This window comes from Paenibacillus sp. 32352 (genome assembly GCF_002042965.1).
In the GTDB taxonomy this organism is placed as follows: Bacteria; Bacillota; Bacilli; order Paenibacillales; family NBRC-103111; genus Paenibacillus_S; species Paenibacillus_S vulneris.
This window is the reverse complement of record NZ_MZNT01000008.1, coordinates 336,065-354,739: the sequence shown is the minus strand read 5'-3', so window position 1 is coordinate 354,739 and position 18,675 is coordinate 336,065. Positions and strand designations below refer to the sequence as shown.

Sequence of the window (18,675 nt, the reverse complement as noted above, 5' to 3'; positions counted from 1 at the left end):
TAAAATGAGTAAACATGTACAAGATACCGTAACCTTAAATAATGGAGTGAACATGCCTTGGCTCGGACTCGGCGTATTTAAAGTGGCGGAAGGCTCCGAGCTGGTGCAGGCCGTTGCGTCCGCCGTTAAGCACGGCTACCGCAGTATCGATACGGCGGCTATTTATGAGAATGAAACAAGCGTAGGGGAAGGGATCCGTGAGGCTATTCGGGAACATTCTATCCGAAGAGAGGATCTATTCGTCACCTCGAAGGTCTGGAATGCCGACCTGGGTTTTGAATCGACCCTTGCCGCCTATGAAACCAGCCTGCGGAAGCTGGGCTTGGACTACCTGGATCTGTACCTTATCCATTGGCCTGTCCAAGGCAAATACAAAGAGGCCTGGAGAGCATTGGAGACTTTATATAAAGCAGGCCGCGTCAAAGCCATTGGCGTAAGCAACTTCCAAGTCCATCATCTGAAGGACTTGATGAAGGATGCCGAGATCAAGCCTGCGGTCAATCAGGTTGAATTCCACCCTCGCTTGACGCAGCAGGAGCTGCGGGATTTCTGCAAGGAGCAGGGCATACAGCTGGAAGCCTGGTCTCCTCTCATGCAGGGCCAGCTACTGGATCATCCTGACCTTCAAGAGCTCGCGGCGAAGTACGGCAAATCAGTAGCCCAGGTGATTCTGCGTTGGGATTTGCAGCATGGCGTGATTACGATTCCCAAATCCACCAAAGAGCAGCGGATTATCGAAAACGCGGATTTGTTCGACTTTGAGCTATCGGCCGATGATATGAACCGAATAGACCGATTGAATCAGAATCTTCGGGTAGGTCCGGATCCGGACAACTTTGATTTTTAATGAAATGATGGAATGAAAAAAGCAGCGGCAGCCGGACATGAAAGCCATGTCATTGGCTTGCCGCTGCTTTTTTATGATTGACTATTCCGCCTTACCAGGCATACGCCTTAGGCGCTTCGCCGCCAGGTCCGGGGAAAATCTCGTCCAGCCGCTTCAGCACGTCCTCATCCAGCTTGATATCCGTGACACGCAGCGTGCTTTGGAACTGCTCCAGTGTCCTTGGTCCGATGATCGGCGCTGTCATCGCCGGATGGACTAATGTCCAAGCCAGCGCTATATTGGCTTCGCTCTCGCCAAGCTCCTTGCACAGCTTGCTGAACGCCTCCAGCTGGCCGCGCCGCTCTTCGGCGCGAGCCTGGATGCGGACGCTGCGCGACCCTTGGGCAGGGTTGAGCGCATTGCCGCCGAGAAGACCGCCGTCGAGAGGACTCCAGGCGATAACCCCGATTCCGAATTCCTCCGCCGCAGGGAGCACCTCCAGCTCGGGCCATCTGCACAGCAAGCTGTATTTGTGCTGCTCCGACACAAGACCGAGGAAATGGCGGTTCTTGGCTTCATATTGAGCCTTCACCAAATCGCGCCCTGCAAAATTGCTGGCCCCCACATAGCCGATTTTGCCTTGATAAATGGACACGCGGAACGCTTCCCAGAGCTCATCCCACGCAGCATGGCGATCCACGTGATGCATTTGGTACAGCTCAATATGATCGGTTTGAAGCCGCTTCAATGAGGCATCCAAATGTCGTCTAATTTTATAAGCAGAGAGCCCTCTGGCCGCATTAGGCCCGTCATTCGGGTCCTCCATATCTCCGTATACCTTAGTCGCCAGCACGACCTTCTCCCGGCGGCCTCCGCCTTGAGCGAACCAACGGCCGATAATCTCCTCTGTTCTCCCTCGCGCACCCGGCCCGCCGTATACATTCGCCGTATCAAAAAAATTAACCCCTGCATCTACAGCCGCATCCATGATCCGATAAGCCTCCGATTCGTCCGTATCGACGCCGAAGTTCATGGTTCCCAAGCACAGCCTGCTCACCTTCAATCCGGAACGGCCTAAATAAGTGTACTCCATAACCCATACCTCCTTATTTTGAGTGCTGCGGTACTTTCCATTCTCATCATACCGCTCCTTGGATTTTTTTAACAGTACGCAACATTAGGTAAGATAGGCAGTCCGGGGATATTAAGTTACCTCCGCGTAAGTCTTGTTCCCATGCAAAAATGTGCCGCAAGTCCCTTTATCTTTGGCCCCCTATGGTGTATCTTGGTAACTGCTCATGAAAAGTTATCCTTTTTTTTCGGAAAATGATGGAGCGTTTGGCGAAGCTTACCCACTGATTCGCCGATGGAATCACGAATACAATGTATGGACAGCTTTTAGTAAAAAATGCCGAATCAGCACAGCATAAGTGCTAGTACGGGGGACATCTTATTTTGGGGTGAATATTCGTCGGTTTATTGGATGAATAGGGGACAACCTCTCCCTAACCCGTCAACTAACCTCGGAGGCAATTAGGAGGAATCAGGTTTTGAAGTTTTTTGGAAAAAAGCTTATTTTTTCGTTTGCATTTATTTCTTGCAGTCTCTTTGCCGGAGTACATGCCCATGCCTCAGCTTTGGATGAAGGAGTCAAGATTCAGGTTAATGATACGATCGTGAACTTTCCTGAGGGGCAGCCTGTCGTGGACACCTACTCCCAGCTTCAGGTACCGTTCCGTCCACTGATGGAAGCGCTTGGATACCAGATCAACTGGTCCAGGGAAGGAAAAGAAATTCGTGTCTCCATGAATAAGGGAAATCAGACCCTGGAGTTGAAAACCGGGGATACGTTTGTGCTTGTCAACGGAAAAAAAATCGATGTTACTTCCTTGATCGGCATGGATCGGGGAAGCGTATATATCCCGCTCCGTTTCATTTCGGAAGCACTCGGCTATAAAGTGCAGTGGGATAATGACAATCAGCTTGCTATCGTGGATGCGGATGGGAAGTACCACGCCCCTGCCTGGTACAGAGCCAAGAAGCAGGATACGATGCTGCAGTTCGCCCAAGCCTATCTTGGCGTTCCTTATCGATGGGGAGGCAGTACTCCGAACGGGTTTGATTGTTCAGGATTCGTCCGTTTTGTCATTGCCGCTAACCAGGGAATCGATCTCCCCAGAACCTCGAATGAGATGTACGATACGGTAGGAGTCGCCGTTGCCAACCCTTCGCCGGGCGACCTGGTATTCTTCGCGGGGGCCTCCCATGTCGGAATCTACTTGGGGAACGGGCAGTTCATTTCGGCTACGAATTCTCGCGGAGTTCATATTGATTCGCTGTACAGCTCTTATTGGGGCTCCAGGTACATAGGGGCCAAGGCTATTACGTTGTAAGGCGGAACAGGCTGCTTGTGCAGCCTGAGTCTGTTGAAAAACCTATAGAGCTTGAACTATTTCTCAATATACTCGGGTGGGGTATACCCCTACAGCCAGGCTTCCGAAGTAGGCTTTGCTACGCAAAGCCCCCAGCGGTTGAAACCCGTGAAAGGTGATTCTATTTAGCGGTATTTTCACGGGTTTCAAAGGCGGACGTAAACTCTTCCGAGGCACACCCCACCTCCGTATGCAGCATAGTTCTCGCAAACCTTTTTTTCAACAACCTGACGGGCTGCTTGTGCAGCCTGTTTTTATATACAGTAGACTTCCGAAGCGCAAGAGCTTAAAGGCAGACATATCCTCCCGCAAGCTATTCTCCTCTTATGGAGTCCCTCACCTTCACATAATGCGGGTTATTCATAATCCCGATAATGTTGCCGAACGGATCGACAACGGAGGCAGTAATGAAGCCGCCGCCGCGCTCTTTCATCGCTTCGAGCTCCTCAGCCCCCATCGACAACAGCTTATCGAGAACCGCAGATATATCGTCTACATGCCAATAAAGTGTCGCGCCTCCCGGGCCCTTCGCTAAACCTGCGGGTGCATAGCGTCTATCAATCAGTCCCAGCTCTTGCTGATAGTCACCAAGACGGAATTCGGCATAGCCCGGTCTCTCGAAATACGGTTCGATTCCAAGAAGCTCCGCGTACCACGCTTTTGCCTTATCCAGATCATCCGCCCAAAAACTGATTGTAGCTATCCCTCGAAACGTTTGTGCACCTTGCATCTGCATGACCTCCTAAGATCACTTTATATTGGGTAATCTTATTGTACTCGGCCCACACTGACAAAGGTGTGTCAGTGATTCTGCAGTGTTTAATAAATTATCGCGATCGGAATCTTTCCGTTCTATCTTGATAATAAAAACGGTCGGCCAATACATTGGCCAACCGTTTTTTATTCACATAATGTATATGGAGATCCTCTCTCATAGGGACTCTATTTATACCGTAATGACCGTAATTCCAAGATCCTGCAGCTGCTCTACCATCTCTTTCTCTATGCGGCGATCCGTAATAACGACATCGATTTCGGACAAATCCGCAACATGAGTAAATGCTTGCACGCCGAATTTGCTCGAGTCGACCAGAAGAATGACTTCATCCGCGATACCGATCATCCGCTCTTTGATGCGGGCCTGCAGCTCGTTAGACTCGCTGATTCCGCGCTCAAGATGGACGCCCTTGCAGGATAGGAATACCTTATCAACATGATAAGTATCCAGGGAACGCTCTGCCAGAGGACCGACGAAGGATAAGGAACGTTGTGCCAATATACCCCCCGTCGAGATCACATCGATCTTCTCCTTTTTGCTCAGCTCCGTTGCGACCTTGATCGAATTGGTAAGAACGGTCAGAGGAAGATCAGGTACTTCCGCAGCCATATACCAGGCCGTAGAGCTGGCATCAAGAAGAATCCGATCGTTCGGACCGATCCGCTTGATCGCTTCCTGGGCAATCCTTTTCTTCTCCTCGGCGTAGGTGATTTCCCGTTCGAAATAAGGAATTTCCGGCTGCTGGTCGTCCTTGATACTGACCGCTCCGCCATGTGAGCGGGCAAGGCGACCTGCTTGCTCCAAACGGTCCAGATCCCGACGAATCGTCTCCTCCGTCACCTGAAAGAGCTCGCTAAGCTCAGAAACTCTTACAGCGCCTCTTTGATTGACCACACTTACAATTTTCTCGTAACGCTCCGCAGCTAGCATAGCTTCCCTCTCTTTACAGATTAGATGATTCTGCAAGCCCTGTCAGCTTAACAAATCTGTCGTAAGCAGGCCCCCACAGCTCCTGTTCCTCAGGTTGATATTCCTCAACAGGGAACGAGCTTCGGATAGCCTGACGCGCTTCCCAAATATCGGCGAATACGCCTTGGGCGATCCATTGCACTGCCATATTGCCGATGGCGCTGCCTTCCGAAGGACCTGCCCATACAGGCTTGCCGATAGCATTCGCCGACCATTGGCACAGCAGCGTGTTGTTAATGCCGCCGCCGACCATATGCAGGCCGTTGAATTGCTGTCCCGATAAACGCTCGGTCATTTCGAAGACAAAGCGGTATTTCAAGGCCAAGCTCTCCAGGATGCAGCGAACGAACTCGCCGGCCGTTTCCGGCGCCTGCTGCCCGGTTTCACGGCAGTATTGAACGATCCGTGCCGGCATGTCGCCCGGAGCCAGGAACATCGGATGATCCGGGTCAATGAAGGCGCCGAACGGCTTGGCTTCACGAGCCAATTGAACCAGCTCAGGGAACGAATAGGATTTCCCTGCCTTCTCCCATACACGGCGGCTTTCCTGCAGAATCCACAAGCCCATAATATTTTTGAGCAAGCGGTAGGTTCCTTCCACTCCGCCTTCGTTAGTGAAGTTAAGCTTTTGCGCCGTTTCATTAATGACCGGCTGCTGTACCTCGGTTCCCATCAGCGACCAGGTTCCGCAGCTTAAGTAAGCGAAGGAACGGTCCGTCGCTGGGACAGCCGCAACAGCGGAACCTGTATCGTGCTCCGCCACGGCGATAACAGGAACTGAAGGAATGCCCAGCTCCTCGCATACGGAGGCTTGCAGCATCCCGGCCGGACTGCCCGGCTGAAGCACCTCGCCAAACCAGGCTTCCGGCAAATCCAGCCGTTTCAGAAGCTCTTTGTCCCACGTTCCTTCGATCGGGTTAAACAGCTGGGTTGTCGTTGCGTTGGAGAATTCGTTGTGCATTTCTCCCGTCAAGAAATACCTCAGCAAATCCGGAATCATAAGAAAACGGTTACCTTCTTGCAGCCAAGGAGATTGGGCCTGCTTCAACGCAAAGAGCTGGAAGATCGTATTGAACTGCAAAAACTGTATGCCCGTTTTTCCGAAAATGTCGGAAGCCGGAATCTGTTCGAACAGCTTCTCCATCATATTCTCGGTATGACGGTCCCGATAATGATAAGGATTGCCGATCAGCTCACCGTTGGCGCCGATAAACCCAAAGTCGACGGCCCAAGAATCGATCCCGATGCTTGACACTTCAAGCCCCTTGTTCTTGGCAATCAGCAGCCCTTGCTTGATTTCATGATATAAACGCAATAGATCCCAATGCAGGCGGTCGCCCACCTGCACTGGATCATTGGAAAACCGGTGAAGCTCGGTGATTTCGATCTTGCCGTCTACCAGGCGGCCAAGCATCGCTCTTCCGCTGCTAGCCCCCAGATCAAAAGCAATAATGTCTCCCAAAGGTATCACCCTTATTCGTTAATTAGTTGCCGCGCTTAAGCAGTACTTCTTGCTCGTAGGTTTTCACCTCGGCAAGCCACTCTTCACGCACAGGAACACCCTTGGATGCGCAGTAGTAATCCCATACAGCGCCGAAAGGATACGATTTGAACTCTTCGGTCAAAGCCAAGCGAGTCGTATAATCGCCCTCGAGCTCGGCTTTTTTCAACGCTTCTACCGGATCGAGCATGGCGCGCAGCAGCGCTTTGATCGTGTTGCGCGTTCCGATAACCCAAGCAGCCACACGGTTGATGCTCGCATCAAAGAAATCCAGGCCGATATGTGTTTTATCGAGCAATCCGCCGCGAACCAATTCCCGGCCGATATCGATCAATTCGTCGTCCAAAGTGACAACGTGGTCGCTATCCCATCTCATCGGACGGCTTACATGCAGCAGAATGCCATCTGTGAAGAGAGCCAGGGAGGACAATTTATTAGAAATCACTTCTGTCGGATGGAAGTGACCTGCATCCAGACAGATCAGCTTGTTATTTTGAATGCCGTAGCCCATATAAAATTCATGGGAACCGACCACATAAGCCTCGGAGCCGAGTCCGAACAGCTTGCTTTCTACCGCATCCAGGTTATATGCCGGGTTGATCTCTTCGGCAAATACTTCGTCCAGCGCGGATTTCAAGCGTTGTCTCGGAGCCATACGGTCAGCCGGAACGTCCTTGAAGCCGTCCGGAATCCATACGTTCGTCACGCAGGTTTGACCCAGCTGCTCGCCGAAGTAAGCACCGATCTTCCGGGAAGCCTTGCAATGGTCAATCCAGAATTGGCGAATTTCAGGGTTAGCATGACTCAACGTAAAGCCGTCGCTGGATTTCTCGTGGGAGAAGCAGGTCGGGTTGAAATCCAGACCCAAGCCTTGCTCTTTCGCCCACTGCACCCAGTTCTCAAAATGCTTCGGTTCAAGCTGATCGAGCTCTACCTTCTCATCTGTATCCGCATAGATGGCGTGAAGATTCACCTTATGCTTGCCGGGGATCAAGGAGAACGCTTTTTCCAGGTCTGCCCGAAGCTCTTCAGGAGTACGCGCTGCTCCCGGATAGTTACCGGTTACGGAAATACCTCCGGTCAGATCCTGATCACGGTTCAGGAATCCTTTTACATCGTCGCCTTGCCAGCAGTGCATGGAAATTTTGACTTGTTCCAGCTGCTGAAGCACTTGATCTACATCAATGCCGTGGGCTGCGTACAGCTCTTTAGCCAATTCATAATTGGCTTGAACTTTTTTATCCATGGATACAACTCCTCTATATTATTTGATGGGATAAGCTATAACGGACATAAGAGCATTCTCAGCCTGAGTCGCATCCAATCGGCTGTACTGCACAATAACAGGAATATCGCTCTTCACTTCAATGGCATACGGAACGCCAACAGGAATGGATTTTCCGTCCTTGGCTAAAGAGCTTGTGCGGATATGCTTCGTACGGCGGGCCTGAACCACTTCCGCAATATCCTCCAGCGGATCACGATCTTCAAAGAAGATCGTGATGGTAAGGCGGGCATCCTCCGACGCGGTATTCAATACGCAGATCGATTCATGACTGGTTAACGCTCCGGAGCTTACCTCCGGAATGTAACCGTCAGGAATAATCCATACTTTTTCCCCAGTAGCCGATGGCATATGACAACTCTCCCTTCAAATGATGATCATTAGGATAAAGACCGATTAACGGGTGAACGCAGCAGGTACGCCGCCGTCGATAGTCAGCATGCAGCCTGTGGTTTTGTCCGATTTCGAAGAAGCAAAGAATGCAACGCCTTCCGCAATATCGCGCGGATAAATATTAACAAGCAAGGTCGTGCGTTTGCGGTAGTACTCTTCCAATTGATCCGGTTCAATGCCGTATGCCGCAGCGCGTTCATTGCGCCAGTTGCCGTTCCAGATCGCCGAGCCTTGAAGGATAGCGTCAGGCAGGATCGTGTTGACGCGAATGCCGAATTCGCCGCCCTCTGCTGCAATACAACGCGCAAGGTGAGCTTCCAGTGCTTTGGCTGCGCTGTAAGCCGATGCGCTCTTGCCGGCATAAACCGAGTTCTTGGAGCCGATGAATACCATGTTGCCGCCGATAGCTTGCTCCTTCATCAGGATGAAGGCTTCACGGGCAACAAGGAAATAGCCTGTGCCAAGCACGCTCATGTTCAAGTTCCATTCTTTGAGCGAGGTTTGATCGAATGGGCTGGACGTAGCCAGACCTGCGTTGTTGACGATAATATCTACGCCGCCGTAAGCCAGAGCCGTTTCGGCATAAGCAGCCTTAACCATCTCTTCGCTCGTTACATCCATCTTAACGGCGATCGCACGGTTCTCACCATACTTCGCGTTAATTTCCGAAGCAACCTTCTCTGCGCCCTCCAGGTTCAAATCCGCCAGCACTACATGAGCGCCTTCGGAAACCAGGCGACGGGCTGTTTCACTGCCGATACCGCCTGCTCCGCCTGTGATGAACGCAACTTTGCGGGAGAATTCCGCCTCTGCCGGAGCCAGGGACAGCTTGTAAAGCTCAAGCGGCCAGTACTCGACGTTGTAGGATTCATTTTCGCTCAGGGAAACGAATTGACCAAGAGCCGTTGCGCCTCTCATAACAGCAATCGCACGATGGTACAATGCGCCGCTCACTTGAGACATCGCCCAGCTTTTGCCGGTGTTGATCATCCCTACGCCAGGGATCAGAATAACGCGCGGCGCAGCTTCGAACATGACGTCGCCTTCGTTTTTGTTGCGCTCGAAGTAAGCTTTGTAATCTTCTTTATAGGCAGCAATGCCTTCTTTTAATTTGGCCTTCAATCCGTCTACATCGTCTGCGTTCGGAGTCCAATCGATGAACAACGGTACGACCTTCGTATGCACCAGGTGATCCGGGCAAGCGGCGCCGACTTGGGACAGCTTGGCAGAATCCTGTCCGCCTACGAACTGCAATACATCTTCAGCGTCATCGAAAGAAAGAATCATTTTCTTAGCATCGCTAACAGCTCCGCGGATCGCAGGCATCACTTGTGCAGCAATGCTTCTGCGCTGCTCAGCCGTCAACGCGCCATGCTTCACGCCGCCGAATACTTTGCTTTCGTTAATGCGTGCTTCGATAAAGCTTTCCGCTTCAGTGATGATTTTAATCGTTTGAGCATAAGCCTCTTCGGAGGTTTCTCCCCAAGTCACAAGTCCGTGTTTCTCCATAAGGACAAGCTCGGCTTTCGGGTTGTTTCTTACGCCTTCTGCGATCATTTTGGACAATTTGAAGCCTGGGCGGATGTAAGGAACCCATACGAAACGGTCTCCAAAAATTTCACGGGCCAGCTCCTTGCCGTTATCTGCGCAGCAAAGGCTGATAATGGAGTCCGGATGTGTGTGGTCTACATGTTTAAATGGAAGAAATGCATGAAGCAAAGTTTCGATAGAAGCACGCGGATGTTTGGCGTCAATCATACAATTTGCCAGATAGGCAACCATATCTTCGTCGGACATCTCGTCTCTTTCATACAATGGACGAATGTCATCCATGCGCAAGCCGGTAAAATTAGACGCCTTCATCGTAGCAAGGTCAGAGCCGCTGCCTTTGACAAACATAACTTCGACGTCGCGACCGCGGAAATCCTTCACGATCGTTTTGCTGGAGGTGTTCCCGCCGCCGTAGTTACATACGCGACGATCCGTACCTATCAGATTCGAGCGATAAACCAATTGATCAAGACCTGTAGTGAGCTCTGCTGCTTTGGATGCATCCCATAAACTTTGTACCATGATTAAACCTCCGCTTTGATGTTTATTTTGTTTTGTTTACATCTTATCATATTTGTTTATTTTTGAATATAGTGTTTTCTGTTGAAAAACAAAACAAAACAAACAAAATATTTTTCTCCCTATCGATTTTTTCGTAGGGGAAGCAGGATATCTCTACAGCGCAGCAAGGCCGCCATCCGGCAGCCTCGCTTTAACCTGAATAGATTCGTAGGGTTTATCATTTTTCTATCAATACCGGATACAGAAAAAGAAAAAAAGCTTCCTTCCAGTAGAAGAAAGCTGAGTTTGTTGAAAAACCTATGAGGCCTGAACTATTGCCAATATACTCCAGTGGGATATCCCCCTACGGCCGGGCTGGTACTATCTCCTGAGTTATCCAATGAAACCGGGGGCCTCTATCATAACCTATTCTTGCCGCGAGCCTCCGCATAGGCTCCTCCTGGGTCCATAAGACGAAACGGGGATAGCCCATGCCGGCACAATAGGCTTGAGCGTACCTTAGCATTTTTTCACCATACCGCTTGCCCTGATAGGGCTCCGATACCTGGATCCACTCTACGTCGGCCACTCCCGCTTGTCTTAAACTGCACGCTGCTTCTGAAGGGAACCATACATCTATTTCTCCTAAGTCTTGGTCCCCCAGGAAAAATTGAAAATGCACCTGAAGCTCAGGAAGATTATCCGTAACCTCTACCTTTATTAAAGAGCTAGTAGTCTCTTCTCTGCTCCCTGAATGAAACCAATAACTGTCCCATATATCTGCAGTCAACGTTGTAGTCGACATGGCTTGCAATAGATGCGGCCAAGCATCCGGGATTCCTGACCAGCCGGACCCAAACGGGTTTCTCGAAGTCGTAAGTCTTTGGTATCCCTTATCGTTCACTACCTGTAAAATAGCTTTATAAAAAGATGCCGTATCGCGCTGCCTGCATCTGTCTGCAAACAACCAGTTCAGTATCGCTTCCGTTGTATCTCCGGCGTCCCCATCCTCGGATTTGACGGGAAAAGTAATTTGAGCCGCCCTGAACAGCTCCCCGTCAACCATTCCAACCAGCGTAACGATATTCCGTTCAAATGAGCCGTAGATCTTATCCGTCATATGGCACGGGTTATGCAAGATCGTAAGGAACTCATCGAAGGTTATCCCGACATAAGGAGGGATTTGAATGATATGATCATGAACCAGCTTATATAACGGCTTACTGTGTGATGAATGGTATAAAGCAGCTTCCATACGAACCTCGTCCCCTCCTCGTTCCGTTAGCGGAGCATCTGGATTGGGGCTGCCGGCAATTTCTTATCCAGCATGGACTTTATATCCTTAACCAGCTGCACGGATGCCTCGATTTCTATTTTCCGGGTAGAGACGCTTTCGACGCTGCAGCCGATAGGGATTCCTTTTTCAAGCGCAAAATCCAACAGATCTTCAAAGATTTTTTGAGACCATGTGATGGATTTCTCCAGAACATCGCTGGAGTATTTCAGATCATTTTCCAGCCACGCCGGTATGCTGATCCCGAGCCACTTCATAAAATCCAACGTTTTGATGGAGCCGCAAGGGGCAAGATTAAACAAGATTGGCACCATGTCCAATTCGTTATTTTGACAGTAGTAATAATAATCCGACAAAAAGTTTTTCGATGCCTCTACATTATAGGTGGCTTGGGACACGAAGAAGGAGCATCCGTTCTTGACCTTATGGACGACACGCAGATGCTCGTCATTCTTTGTCATATGTCTCTCAGGGATGACGACTCCCCCAAACGTTAACCGGCTGTTATGCTGCCTGCTTAATTGATAAGCACCGGATAAATCCAGCTGAACCTCCTGCTTGCTGGAGGAAGCACCGACATAGACGGAGAACCGTTCCTGATCCCTATCCGCGGCCAGCCAGTCCACAAACTGTTCCTCACTGTATTTTCCTACACAGCGGTAAATAATTCGGGGGACCTGCAGCTCACTTAAATATTCATGGCTATAGGTAGTAGGATCGATAGTCGGCAGATACGGAAAAGGCCGCTCTTCCTCCACCCTGTCCGCTTCTTCCTGAACATCGTACAGAAGCAGTGCGTCGATATCGAGATCCTTTATTCTTTCCACTTGTTTCTGGGCAATTTCCGTGATCTTCTCCGGTGTATGCGCTGCTTTTGGCGGAGTCATACCGTACACGACAATGCCGGTCTCTTTCTTTTGTATTTTCTCTTTTAGCATGTTCTCGCCGCTCCTAATTTAGTATTTCTTTACTATTCAGCCTGAAGCTGTGAAACTCCTGTTTGCACCTAGCAGTGCGCCTGATCCTATTTACGCTCTTGATAGTACAAATAAGACCAGCTTGCAATGAAAAACAGCAGCAGTATGAGGTAGTAGTAATTATGGCTCAAACCCATACGATCAAGGATATAATCAGCTGCCGCCATGCAGATGCTTTGAACGGCAAAGATGAGGAGAGCTGCTCGTTTCAATCTCTTTTTCCCCAATTGGTCTTGTTCCAATCCTTTGACCTCCCGGTACAGCACATCATGTATTCATTATTGCTTCGACAAAAGCAATCTCCTCTAGCAGACTTGAATATTCCTCGGAGGCTAATCCGTCTTCTATACGCCAGCACACTCCCATAGCGGCTTCGACGTAAAGGCATTTTTTTAATATTTCGTTCGGAATATGAAGGGTCTTTTCTAAGAAAGCTATAATATCCGCTATTTTGCCATGTAATTCCGAGTTTTTCTCATCTTCAAATTCATTCAATATAAACCGCGGAACATCAAATACCGGATCGCCTAGTACGCCTTTAGGATCGATAATTTTATATGTTTCATGCCCGCATAATAAAATATTATCATGATGGAAGTCGCCATGAAGCAGCATGATTTGCGAAAATGCAGATGAAACCGATAAGCAAATATCTTTTGCTTTTTTCATATGCAAATATAATTCTGTATAGAGCTCCTGCTTGCTCATGTAATCCGTTATTCTGCTTACCCATTCCGTATAAGTTGGAAAGGCTCCTGAGTTGGAGGGCATTCTATGCAAACCTTGATACAACGAACAGAATACCGCTAATCTCCTGTGAAGAGATTCTTCATCCCTTAAAGACTTCCCCGGTTGCACCTGCTCTTCCAGCAGGACTCCCCTTTCAACATCAGCGGCAAACACGGTACAAAACCGTCCACCGTTATATTCAAGCAAGGCCCCATACTCTGTTGCTACCTGCGCGGGATTTCCTATTTTAAGCACGGCGCTTCCAAAAATGTCCGAATGGCATTTTACAACTAAATTTGCCGAATAGGAAGGAATCAATCGTAAGCGGCTCAGGCCCCATTTATCAGAGAAGGTGTCCAGTTCTCTCATAGCTTTTTCATAAAAATCCAGACCAAAGCGTCGTACTATCCTTGCAACCTCATTTGGCTTGAAACCATATCGATCGTTCATCCTATTAGGGACCTCCCTAAATACAAGATGTTTACAAAAAGATACCATGAAACGGAAGCGAAAGGGTAACTCCATTTATCTATATCTAGTTATAGCCTGAGGCTATAGCAACAACTATGTGATAGTGAAATTGGCTCCGTACAAGGACAGGGCTGTTTTTCTAGCTACGCTCTGAGAGGCCAGATTGTCCCATGACGTGCTATATAAAGGAAGAGCCCCTGATTCCCTCACTGCTGCCGCCCATCCGGCGACCGCTTCAGCCGCATATCCTTGGCCGCGGAATGCCTCCAATGTTTCAAGTCCCGCCTCGTGGGCCTTAAGAGTGATACGAACGCTGCGGCAGACCGAAACAGCTTGACCCTCGCGCACTAGTGCTACACAGGGCTGGGCGTAGTCTATTTCTGAAAGCAGCCATTCAAAACCGTTCCGCAAATAGTCCATCCCGTTATCCCTCGTGATAGTGACAACCTGCATGGACGTAGTCAGCTTATCGGGAACTTGAAAACAAGGGCCCATCGTAAATCGCTCCCCGCTCAGGAGACTCATATAGGCTTCAAAATGCTTGGGCTTCGCCTGCAAATCTGTGGCGGCAGGCTCGTCAGCGCACAACGCCTCCAGCTGTTCAATCAGTTCCTCCGGGACATCATGCCGGAACCGGCAGAGAGTCCCTTCCTCTATCGTACGTCCCAAGAAAAAACGGGGCGCCTGCGCCTTTCCCGGCCAAGGCTCGTTAATCAGCCAAAGACGCTTGTTCGAATCGCGGGTAAACAATGCCTCGACATGGAGCTCCATCAGATCTTGGGCGGTTAGACCTATAGCTTCCTTATCACTCAAGCTTCCATCCCCTATCTTTGTATCACTATTCATAGTATCAGAACAGACTGAGATTGCCTGGAAAATTTTTAATTTAATTCAATGTTCCCACTCCCACCTATGGTTCCATCGTCACTATTCTTCTCCAAAAAATGCAGGAAGGATTTCCCTTATTTCACATCGAATTGTTATTTCCAATAAGTACCCGATGGTTGGGAGATACACAGCGTGCAAATGCCCTCAGGAAAGCATGGTCTAAAATAATTCCATAAAGGCGGCGGGAACCTATGACATTAACCAAAATCGTTAAAGACGATTTGAAAAAGCAGTTAAAAGGAGTATTTTCCACAGGAGAAAAGAGCAAGCAGGTCAGAATACATACCTTGCCAGATTTGAAGTATATCATGACAACGAAGGTGGGCGCCTTTGACATCCGTAAGCTGCTGGATTCCAACAAAATTTACAAATGCTTAAACCGGATCAAGCATTACACGGTAAAACACCTCAATAAAAATTTTATTATTGGGCCGGCGGAATTTGAATGTGCGGATCGAACCGGGAAGGAATCTCTCATTACCTTTATGATCTGCGTACCCGATTATCTAGAGGATCTGCATCTGCATAGTGCGATGGTAGATAGTCTGGGCTCCATCGACCCTTCCATTTTCTTCAAGACGGTCCCCGGCGGCATGTTCGCACAAATTTTGCACGAAGGCTACTATGACAACATTGCGCTAACCAAAGCAAAGCTTGAAGAAGAATTACGAGTACAAGGATATGAAGCGATAGGTGCCAGTACCGAAATTATTATGACCCCTATGTTTTTTCATAATCGTTGTAAGGTGATTATTAGACAGCGCATCGAACACGCAGAATAATAGAAGGGTTATCGAGTCCGCACCCAGCCTAACATCGCCGAACGAGGCCGCCGGATCAAACCGGACAGCCTCGTTCAGGCTGCTTGTTACTTCACAGCTTATCCCTTTTAATCGACAATACAAGCTAACGCTGCATCATTAAAATATTCAAAATAATGATAAGGACGATCCTTGATTCTCTTCATCGTCACTTGGAAGTTTATTGCAATGAGTTCATTGTCCGGGTCCACCATAATCTGCGTATTGCCGCGGCCGGAGTGCGAATATGTCCTCTCGGACCTTAAGGTCCCTGTGTAATCATGCTTGGTTCCGCTCACATTCCAGCCCAATCCCCAGGAGGCTTCCTTAAAAAATTCCTCCCCAAGCCGCGATGAAACGCCGGGAACCTGATTCGTGGTCATTTTTTGAACGCTTAGCTTGCTGAGAAGCCTGTTTCCTTCATAGGTTCCGCCGTTTAAAAAGGTTTGGCAAAATACCGCCATATCGTATGCGGTAGAGCATAATCCGCTGCTTCCCCACGGAACCGTCAAATTCTCATAATCAGCAAAGCTCGGGAACGGCGCATTCGGCGGATGCTTGGCTACCCGTGCATATTGCTCGGGAGGTACGACAAACGTAGTATCCTTCATTCCTAACGGCCGGAACATTCGCTCCGCCATAAACTGCTCGAAGCTTTGCCCGGTTACGCGACGGATGATTTCCGTCAGCAGCACAAAGCCGTAGCTGCAATAGCTCATCTCCGTTCCGGGAAATGCGGACAACGGGGCCGTATATCCGGCCGTCACATATTTATAAACCTCCGGATGCTGATTATCCGGACAGCTGTTCATCTGGCTGATAAATTCGGGGTTATTTGATAATTTCCATACGTTCGATGTGTCGATGCCGGAGGTGTGGGTCAATAGATGGTGGATGAGAACGTTTTCTTTTTTCTCTCCGACAAATTCGGGTATGTAATCCTGCACCGGTAAAGCGACGGATACTTTCCCCTCTTCCGCCAGCATCAGGATAGCGGTGGCCGTTACCGGCTTGGAGATCGAGGCCAGCTGAAATATCGTGTCCAGCTTCATCGGGCCGTAGGCTTTATCGTATTCAAGATCGACATACAGCTTGTGGGAAACGATGATGCCTTTGCGTGCAATTAACGAAACGATAATCGGTGCGACCCCGCTGTCGACCCATTGCTGCTGCAGCGACTCCAATCTGGCGATACGCGATTCACACATTCCGGCTTCCTCCGGATGCCCATAACGCAGCTTCATCTTCAACCTCCTCAGAAAATTTGACTTCAAATGAAAATTATACCATATACTTCCACGTTGCAGTGTAACTGTTTTAAATTAGGATCGGCTTGCGCCAAACGAACATGCTGCCAATCATGATCAAACTTCCTGCTATTTAACTGCATATATGGATAACCATTGAGGAAGAGCCGCCAGGGGATTGCTTTGCCAGCTGCACAGGCGGTCAAGCTCTTCTTTGGATACCCCGTCTCGTTCCTGCTGTGAATCGTCGATCCAAAATGAACCCGCTTCATCCGCCATTTCTTCGATTTGCTTCAAGCTGAGGCCGGATGAAACGATAGCATTCAATAGATCCTGGACACGCCATGCATATCTCGGGATCTCATCATTCTCGTAACGAATGATAGAATCATACGGATAGACAACCTGCAGTGTATCGGTATTTTTCCCAAACGGACGGTTAAATGGATGTACATCATACATCAGATAAGTACCTTGATCCTTAAGAATTCTATGTATCTGGGTATACATGGACGCAAGATCATGAATCCAGATATGGACCCCGTTAGAGGTGTATACCAAATCGTATGCCCCGCTTTGCAGCTTGCTTAATTCCATCGTGTCATCGCATACAAACTCAATGTCCCAAGCGTATTGGCGGGCTATCGCTTCGCTGTTTTCCAATTGCCGCTCTGAGATATCACATGATGTTACTTGAGCTCCGAGCAAATGAAAAGCGAATACGGCATGGTTATCCCCGCTTGACGGAACACATATTTTTTTGCCCTGAAAACTGGGCAGCGCCTTGTTCAACAAGGCGAAAGCGGCCGGATGAAATGCCGACGCAGGATTGTCTATGAGCTTCGCAATGGCCTCCTCTGTTCTATACTGCCTGTACCATGTATCCGACCATTCATTCCAGACGGCTTTGGCTTTATGATCCATCCCAGCACTCCCTTCCGATAAAAGCATTCCTCTAAACTAATGTACAACGAGGGCATCCGTTCTACCATGTTAAAAAATCATTAGAAACCATTTATTCCTCTTTTTCCCATTCCATGCGGCAGACTCTGTCGGAGGCGATGCCATTAGCGCCCTGGAAAATAGGCCTTGTGTTGAGTTACCGGCCCATTCCCCCTCAGGTATAATAAAAGAAAAATTCAGACTCACCCGACCTGAATAGAGAAAGAGGTTGAAGGAATGCTGTTATTATCGGATCCCCGATGGCAAGAGCTGCGCGGTCCCTTCGGATCGTCGCACAGGGTCCCTATGCTGCTCAGCCGATTGAAAGAGCAATACGACCCTGAGGTTCGGGACGAATTGTATTGGGAGCAGCTTTTTCATCAAAATACGATATACAGCTGTACCTACGCTGCCGTCCCTCATCTGGTCATGCTCGCGCAAACGTCCGGCCATCTGGAGACGCAGCTGGATATTTACATCTCTTGCGGCATGTTCGAAGCGAATAATCCCAATGAACCGGATTGCGAGATTCCGGCCGAGTTTCCCAGAGACCGTATAGCTCTGGAGCCAGAGGCGGCCAAGGAGATCTGTCGGGCGTATCGGGAGGCTCTAGCGGTTCTGGCCGGTATGGGAGAATCGCTCGTCTCCTATGTACGAACTGAAGAGTCGGAGAAGCGATACTTTCTTGCCGCTTCCGCCGCCTATGCAGGCTTTAGGGATGCGGCCTCCATGCTGACTGTTTTCCCGGACGGCGAGGAATACGTCCTCGGGTGTCCGGCTTGCGGTGAAGACGTGTATTTGTGGCCGGACGCTCAGCAGAGCGGTCCGCTGCTCCTGTATAAGGAGGATCCCGTGTTTGCTCCAAAAAAAGAAGGCCTCCGGATAGGGGTCCGGCCCCCGGAGACGATCGAGGAGCTTAACTGGAAGCACCTGTATCTCCAAGCCAAGCGGATTGAAGATGAGGCATTTCTAGCTCAGCTCCCCTGGTTAGCGGGTGAGTCAGACTGTCCTCATTGCGGCGTCCCCCTGAGACTGTGGCCCGCTCTGCTTCACATGTTCTAATTATTGTTAGTCCACACCCGGCTGGCCTG

General features: G+C 49.5%; 18 protein-coding genes and 1 riboswitch. Of the genes, 4 read left to right on the top strand and 14 right to left on the bottom strand.

Annotation, left to right across the window (positions count from 1 at the left end; all coding sequences use genetic code 11):
* The first annotated feature begins 4 nt into the window (after nucleotides 1–4).
* Complete coding sequence (locus tag B1728_RS20405; RefSeq protein WP_079912236.1) at nucleotides 5–847, top strand: aldo/keto reductase; 843 nt, start codon at nucleotides 5–7, stop codon at nucleotides 845–847.
* A 91-nt stretch (nucleotides 848–938) separates the two neighbouring features.
* Here the strand turns inward: B1728_RS20405 and B1728_RS20400 are convergent, their stop codons facing one another.
* Complete coding sequence (locus B1728_RS20400; protein WP_079912235.1) at nucleotides 939–1,919, bottom strand: aldo/keto reductase; 981 nt, start codon at nucleotides 1,917–1,919, stop codon at nucleotides 939–941.
* A 306-nt stretch (nucleotides 1,920–2,225) separates the two neighbouring features.
* Nucleotides 2,226–2,373, top strand: a riboswitch (cyclic di-AMP (ydaO/yuaA leader).
* 3 nt (nucleotides 2,374–2,376) lie between these two features.
* On the opposite strand from B1728_RS20400, the gene B1728_RS20395 reads away from it, so the two are divergent.
* Nucleotides 2,377–3,219 carry a C40 family peptidase gene (locus B1728_RS20395; protein ID WP_256865434.1) on the top strand — a complete coding sequence of 281 codons (843 nt, stop codon included), beginning with the start codon at nucleotides 2,377–2,379 and terminating at the stop codon, nucleotides 3,217–3,219.
* A gap of 352 nt (nucleotides 3,220–3,571) precedes the next feature.
* On the opposite strand, the gene B1728_RS20390 is transcribed toward B1728_RS20395, so the two are convergent.
* The 11 genes from B1728_RS20390 to aac(2')-IIb all read right to left on the bottom strand — a co-directional run bounded on the left by B1728_RS20390 (nucleotide 3,572) and on the right by aac(2')-IIb (nucleotide 14,520).
* The gene (locus tag B1728_RS20390) at nucleotides 3,572–3,988 is read right to left on the bottom strand and encodes a VOC family protein (protein WP_079912234.1); all 417 of its coding nucleotides are present in this window, start codon (nucleotides 3,986–3,988) and stop codon (nucleotides 3,572–3,574) included.
* A gap of 216 nt (nucleotides 3,989–4,204) precedes the next feature.
* On the bottom strand, nucleotides 4,205–4,966 hold the full coding sequence (locus B1728_RS20385) for a DeoR/GlpR family DNA-binding transcription regulator (protein ID WP_079912233.1): 762 nt from the start codon (nucleotides 4,964–4,966) through the stop codon (nucleotides 4,205–4,207).
* Between the two features lie 13 nt (nucleotides 4,967–4,979).
* Nucleotides 4,980–6,467 (bottom strand): rhamnulokinase, encoded by a 1,488-nt coding sequence (locus tag B1728_RS20380; RefSeq protein ID WP_079912232.1) that lies wholly within the window; start codon nucleotides 6,465–6,467, stop codon nucleotides 4,980–4,982.
* Nucleotides 6,468–6,489: 22 nt separating this feature from the next.
* Nucleotides 6,490–7,752, bottom strand: a complete 1,263-nt coding sequence (rhaA, locus tag B1728_RS20375) for an L-rhamnose isomerase (RefSeq protein WP_079912231.1) — start codon at nucleotides 7,750–7,752, stop codon at nucleotides 6,490–6,492.
* Nucleotides 7,753–7,770: 18 nt separating this feature from the next.
* On the bottom strand, nucleotides 7,771–8,142 hold the full coding sequence (locus B1728_RS20370) for a sensory rhodopsin transducer (RefSeq protein WP_079912230.1): 372 nt from the start codon (nucleotides 8,140–8,142) through the stop codon (nucleotides 7,771–7,773).
* Between the two features lie 45 nt (nucleotides 8,143–8,187).
* Complete coding sequence (locus B1728_RS20365; protein ID WP_079912229.1) at nucleotides 8,188–10,257, bottom strand: bifunctional aldolase/short-chain dehydrogenase; 2,070 nt, start codon at nucleotides 10,255–10,257, stop codon at nucleotides 8,188–8,190.
* A 343-nt stretch (nucleotides 10,258–10,600) separates the two neighbouring features.
* The gene (locus B1728_RS20360; protein WP_079912228.1) at nucleotides 10,601–11,491 is read right to left on the bottom strand and encodes a GNAT family N-acetyltransferase; all 891 of its coding nucleotides are present in this window, start codon (nucleotides 11,489–11,491) and stop codon (nucleotides 10,601–10,603) included.
* A 26-nt stretch (nucleotides 11,492–11,517) separates the two neighbouring features.
* Complete coding sequence (locus B1728_RS20355) at nucleotides 11,518–12,468, bottom strand: methylenetetrahydrofolate reductase (protein ID WP_079912227.1); 951 nt, start codon at nucleotides 12,466–12,468, stop codon at nucleotides 11,518–11,520.
* Nucleotides 12,469–12,554: 86 nt separating this feature from the next.
* On the bottom strand, nucleotides 12,555–12,749 hold the full coding sequence (locus B1728_RS20350; protein ID WP_144027935.1) for a hypothetical protein: 195 nt from the start codon (nucleotides 12,747–12,749) through the stop codon (nucleotides 12,555–12,557).
* Between the two features lie 25 nt (nucleotides 12,750–12,774).
* Nucleotides 12,775–13,686: an aminoglycoside phosphotransferase family protein gene (locus B1728_RS20345; protein WP_079912225.1), complete on the bottom strand. Its 912-nt coding sequence runs from the start codon at nucleotides 13,684–13,686 to the stop codon at nucleotides 12,775–12,777.
* Nucleotides 13,687–13,800: 114 nt separating this feature from the next.
* Nucleotides 13,801–14,520 (bottom strand): kasugamycin N-acetyltransferase AAC(2')-IIb, encoded by a 720-nt coding sequence (gene aac(2')-IIb / locus B1728_RS20340; protein WP_256865433.1) that lies wholly within the window; start codon nucleotides 14,518–14,520, stop codon nucleotides 13,801–13,803.
* Between the two features lie 266 nt (nucleotides 14,521–14,786).
* On the opposite strand from aac(2')-IIb, the gene B1728_RS20335 reads away from it, so the two are divergent.
* Complete coding sequence (locus tag B1728_RS20335) at nucleotides 14,787–15,377, top strand: GyrI-like domain-containing protein (protein WP_079912224.1); 591 nt, start codon at nucleotides 14,787–14,789, stop codon at nucleotides 15,375–15,377.
* A gap of 107 nt (nucleotides 15,378–15,484) precedes the next feature.
* Here B1728_RS20335 and B1728_RS20330 read toward each other — a convergent pair whose 3' ends face one another.
* Nucleotides 15,485–16,639, bottom strand: a complete 1,155-nt coding sequence (locus B1728_RS20330) for a serine hydrolase domain-containing protein (RefSeq protein ID WP_079912223.1) — start codon at nucleotides 16,637–16,639, stop codon at nucleotides 15,485–15,487.
* A 132-nt stretch (nucleotides 16,640–16,771) separates the two neighbouring features.
* Nucleotides 16,772–17,566 carry a class I SAM-dependent methyltransferase gene (locus B1728_RS20325; RefSeq protein WP_079912222.1) on the bottom strand — a complete coding sequence of 265 codons (795 nt, stop codon included), beginning with the start codon at nucleotides 17,564–17,566 and terminating at the stop codon, nucleotides 16,772–16,774.
* A gap of 255 nt (nucleotides 17,567–17,821) precedes the next feature.
* Here B1728_RS20325 and B1728_RS20320 point away from each other — a divergent pair, with 255 nt between their 5' ends.
* Entirely contained in the window at nucleotides 17,822–18,646 is an 825-nt protein-coding gene (locus B1728_RS20320) for a hypothetical protein (RefSeq protein WP_079912221.1), read from the top strand.
* Nucleotides 18,647–18,675: the final 29 nt, after the last annotated feature.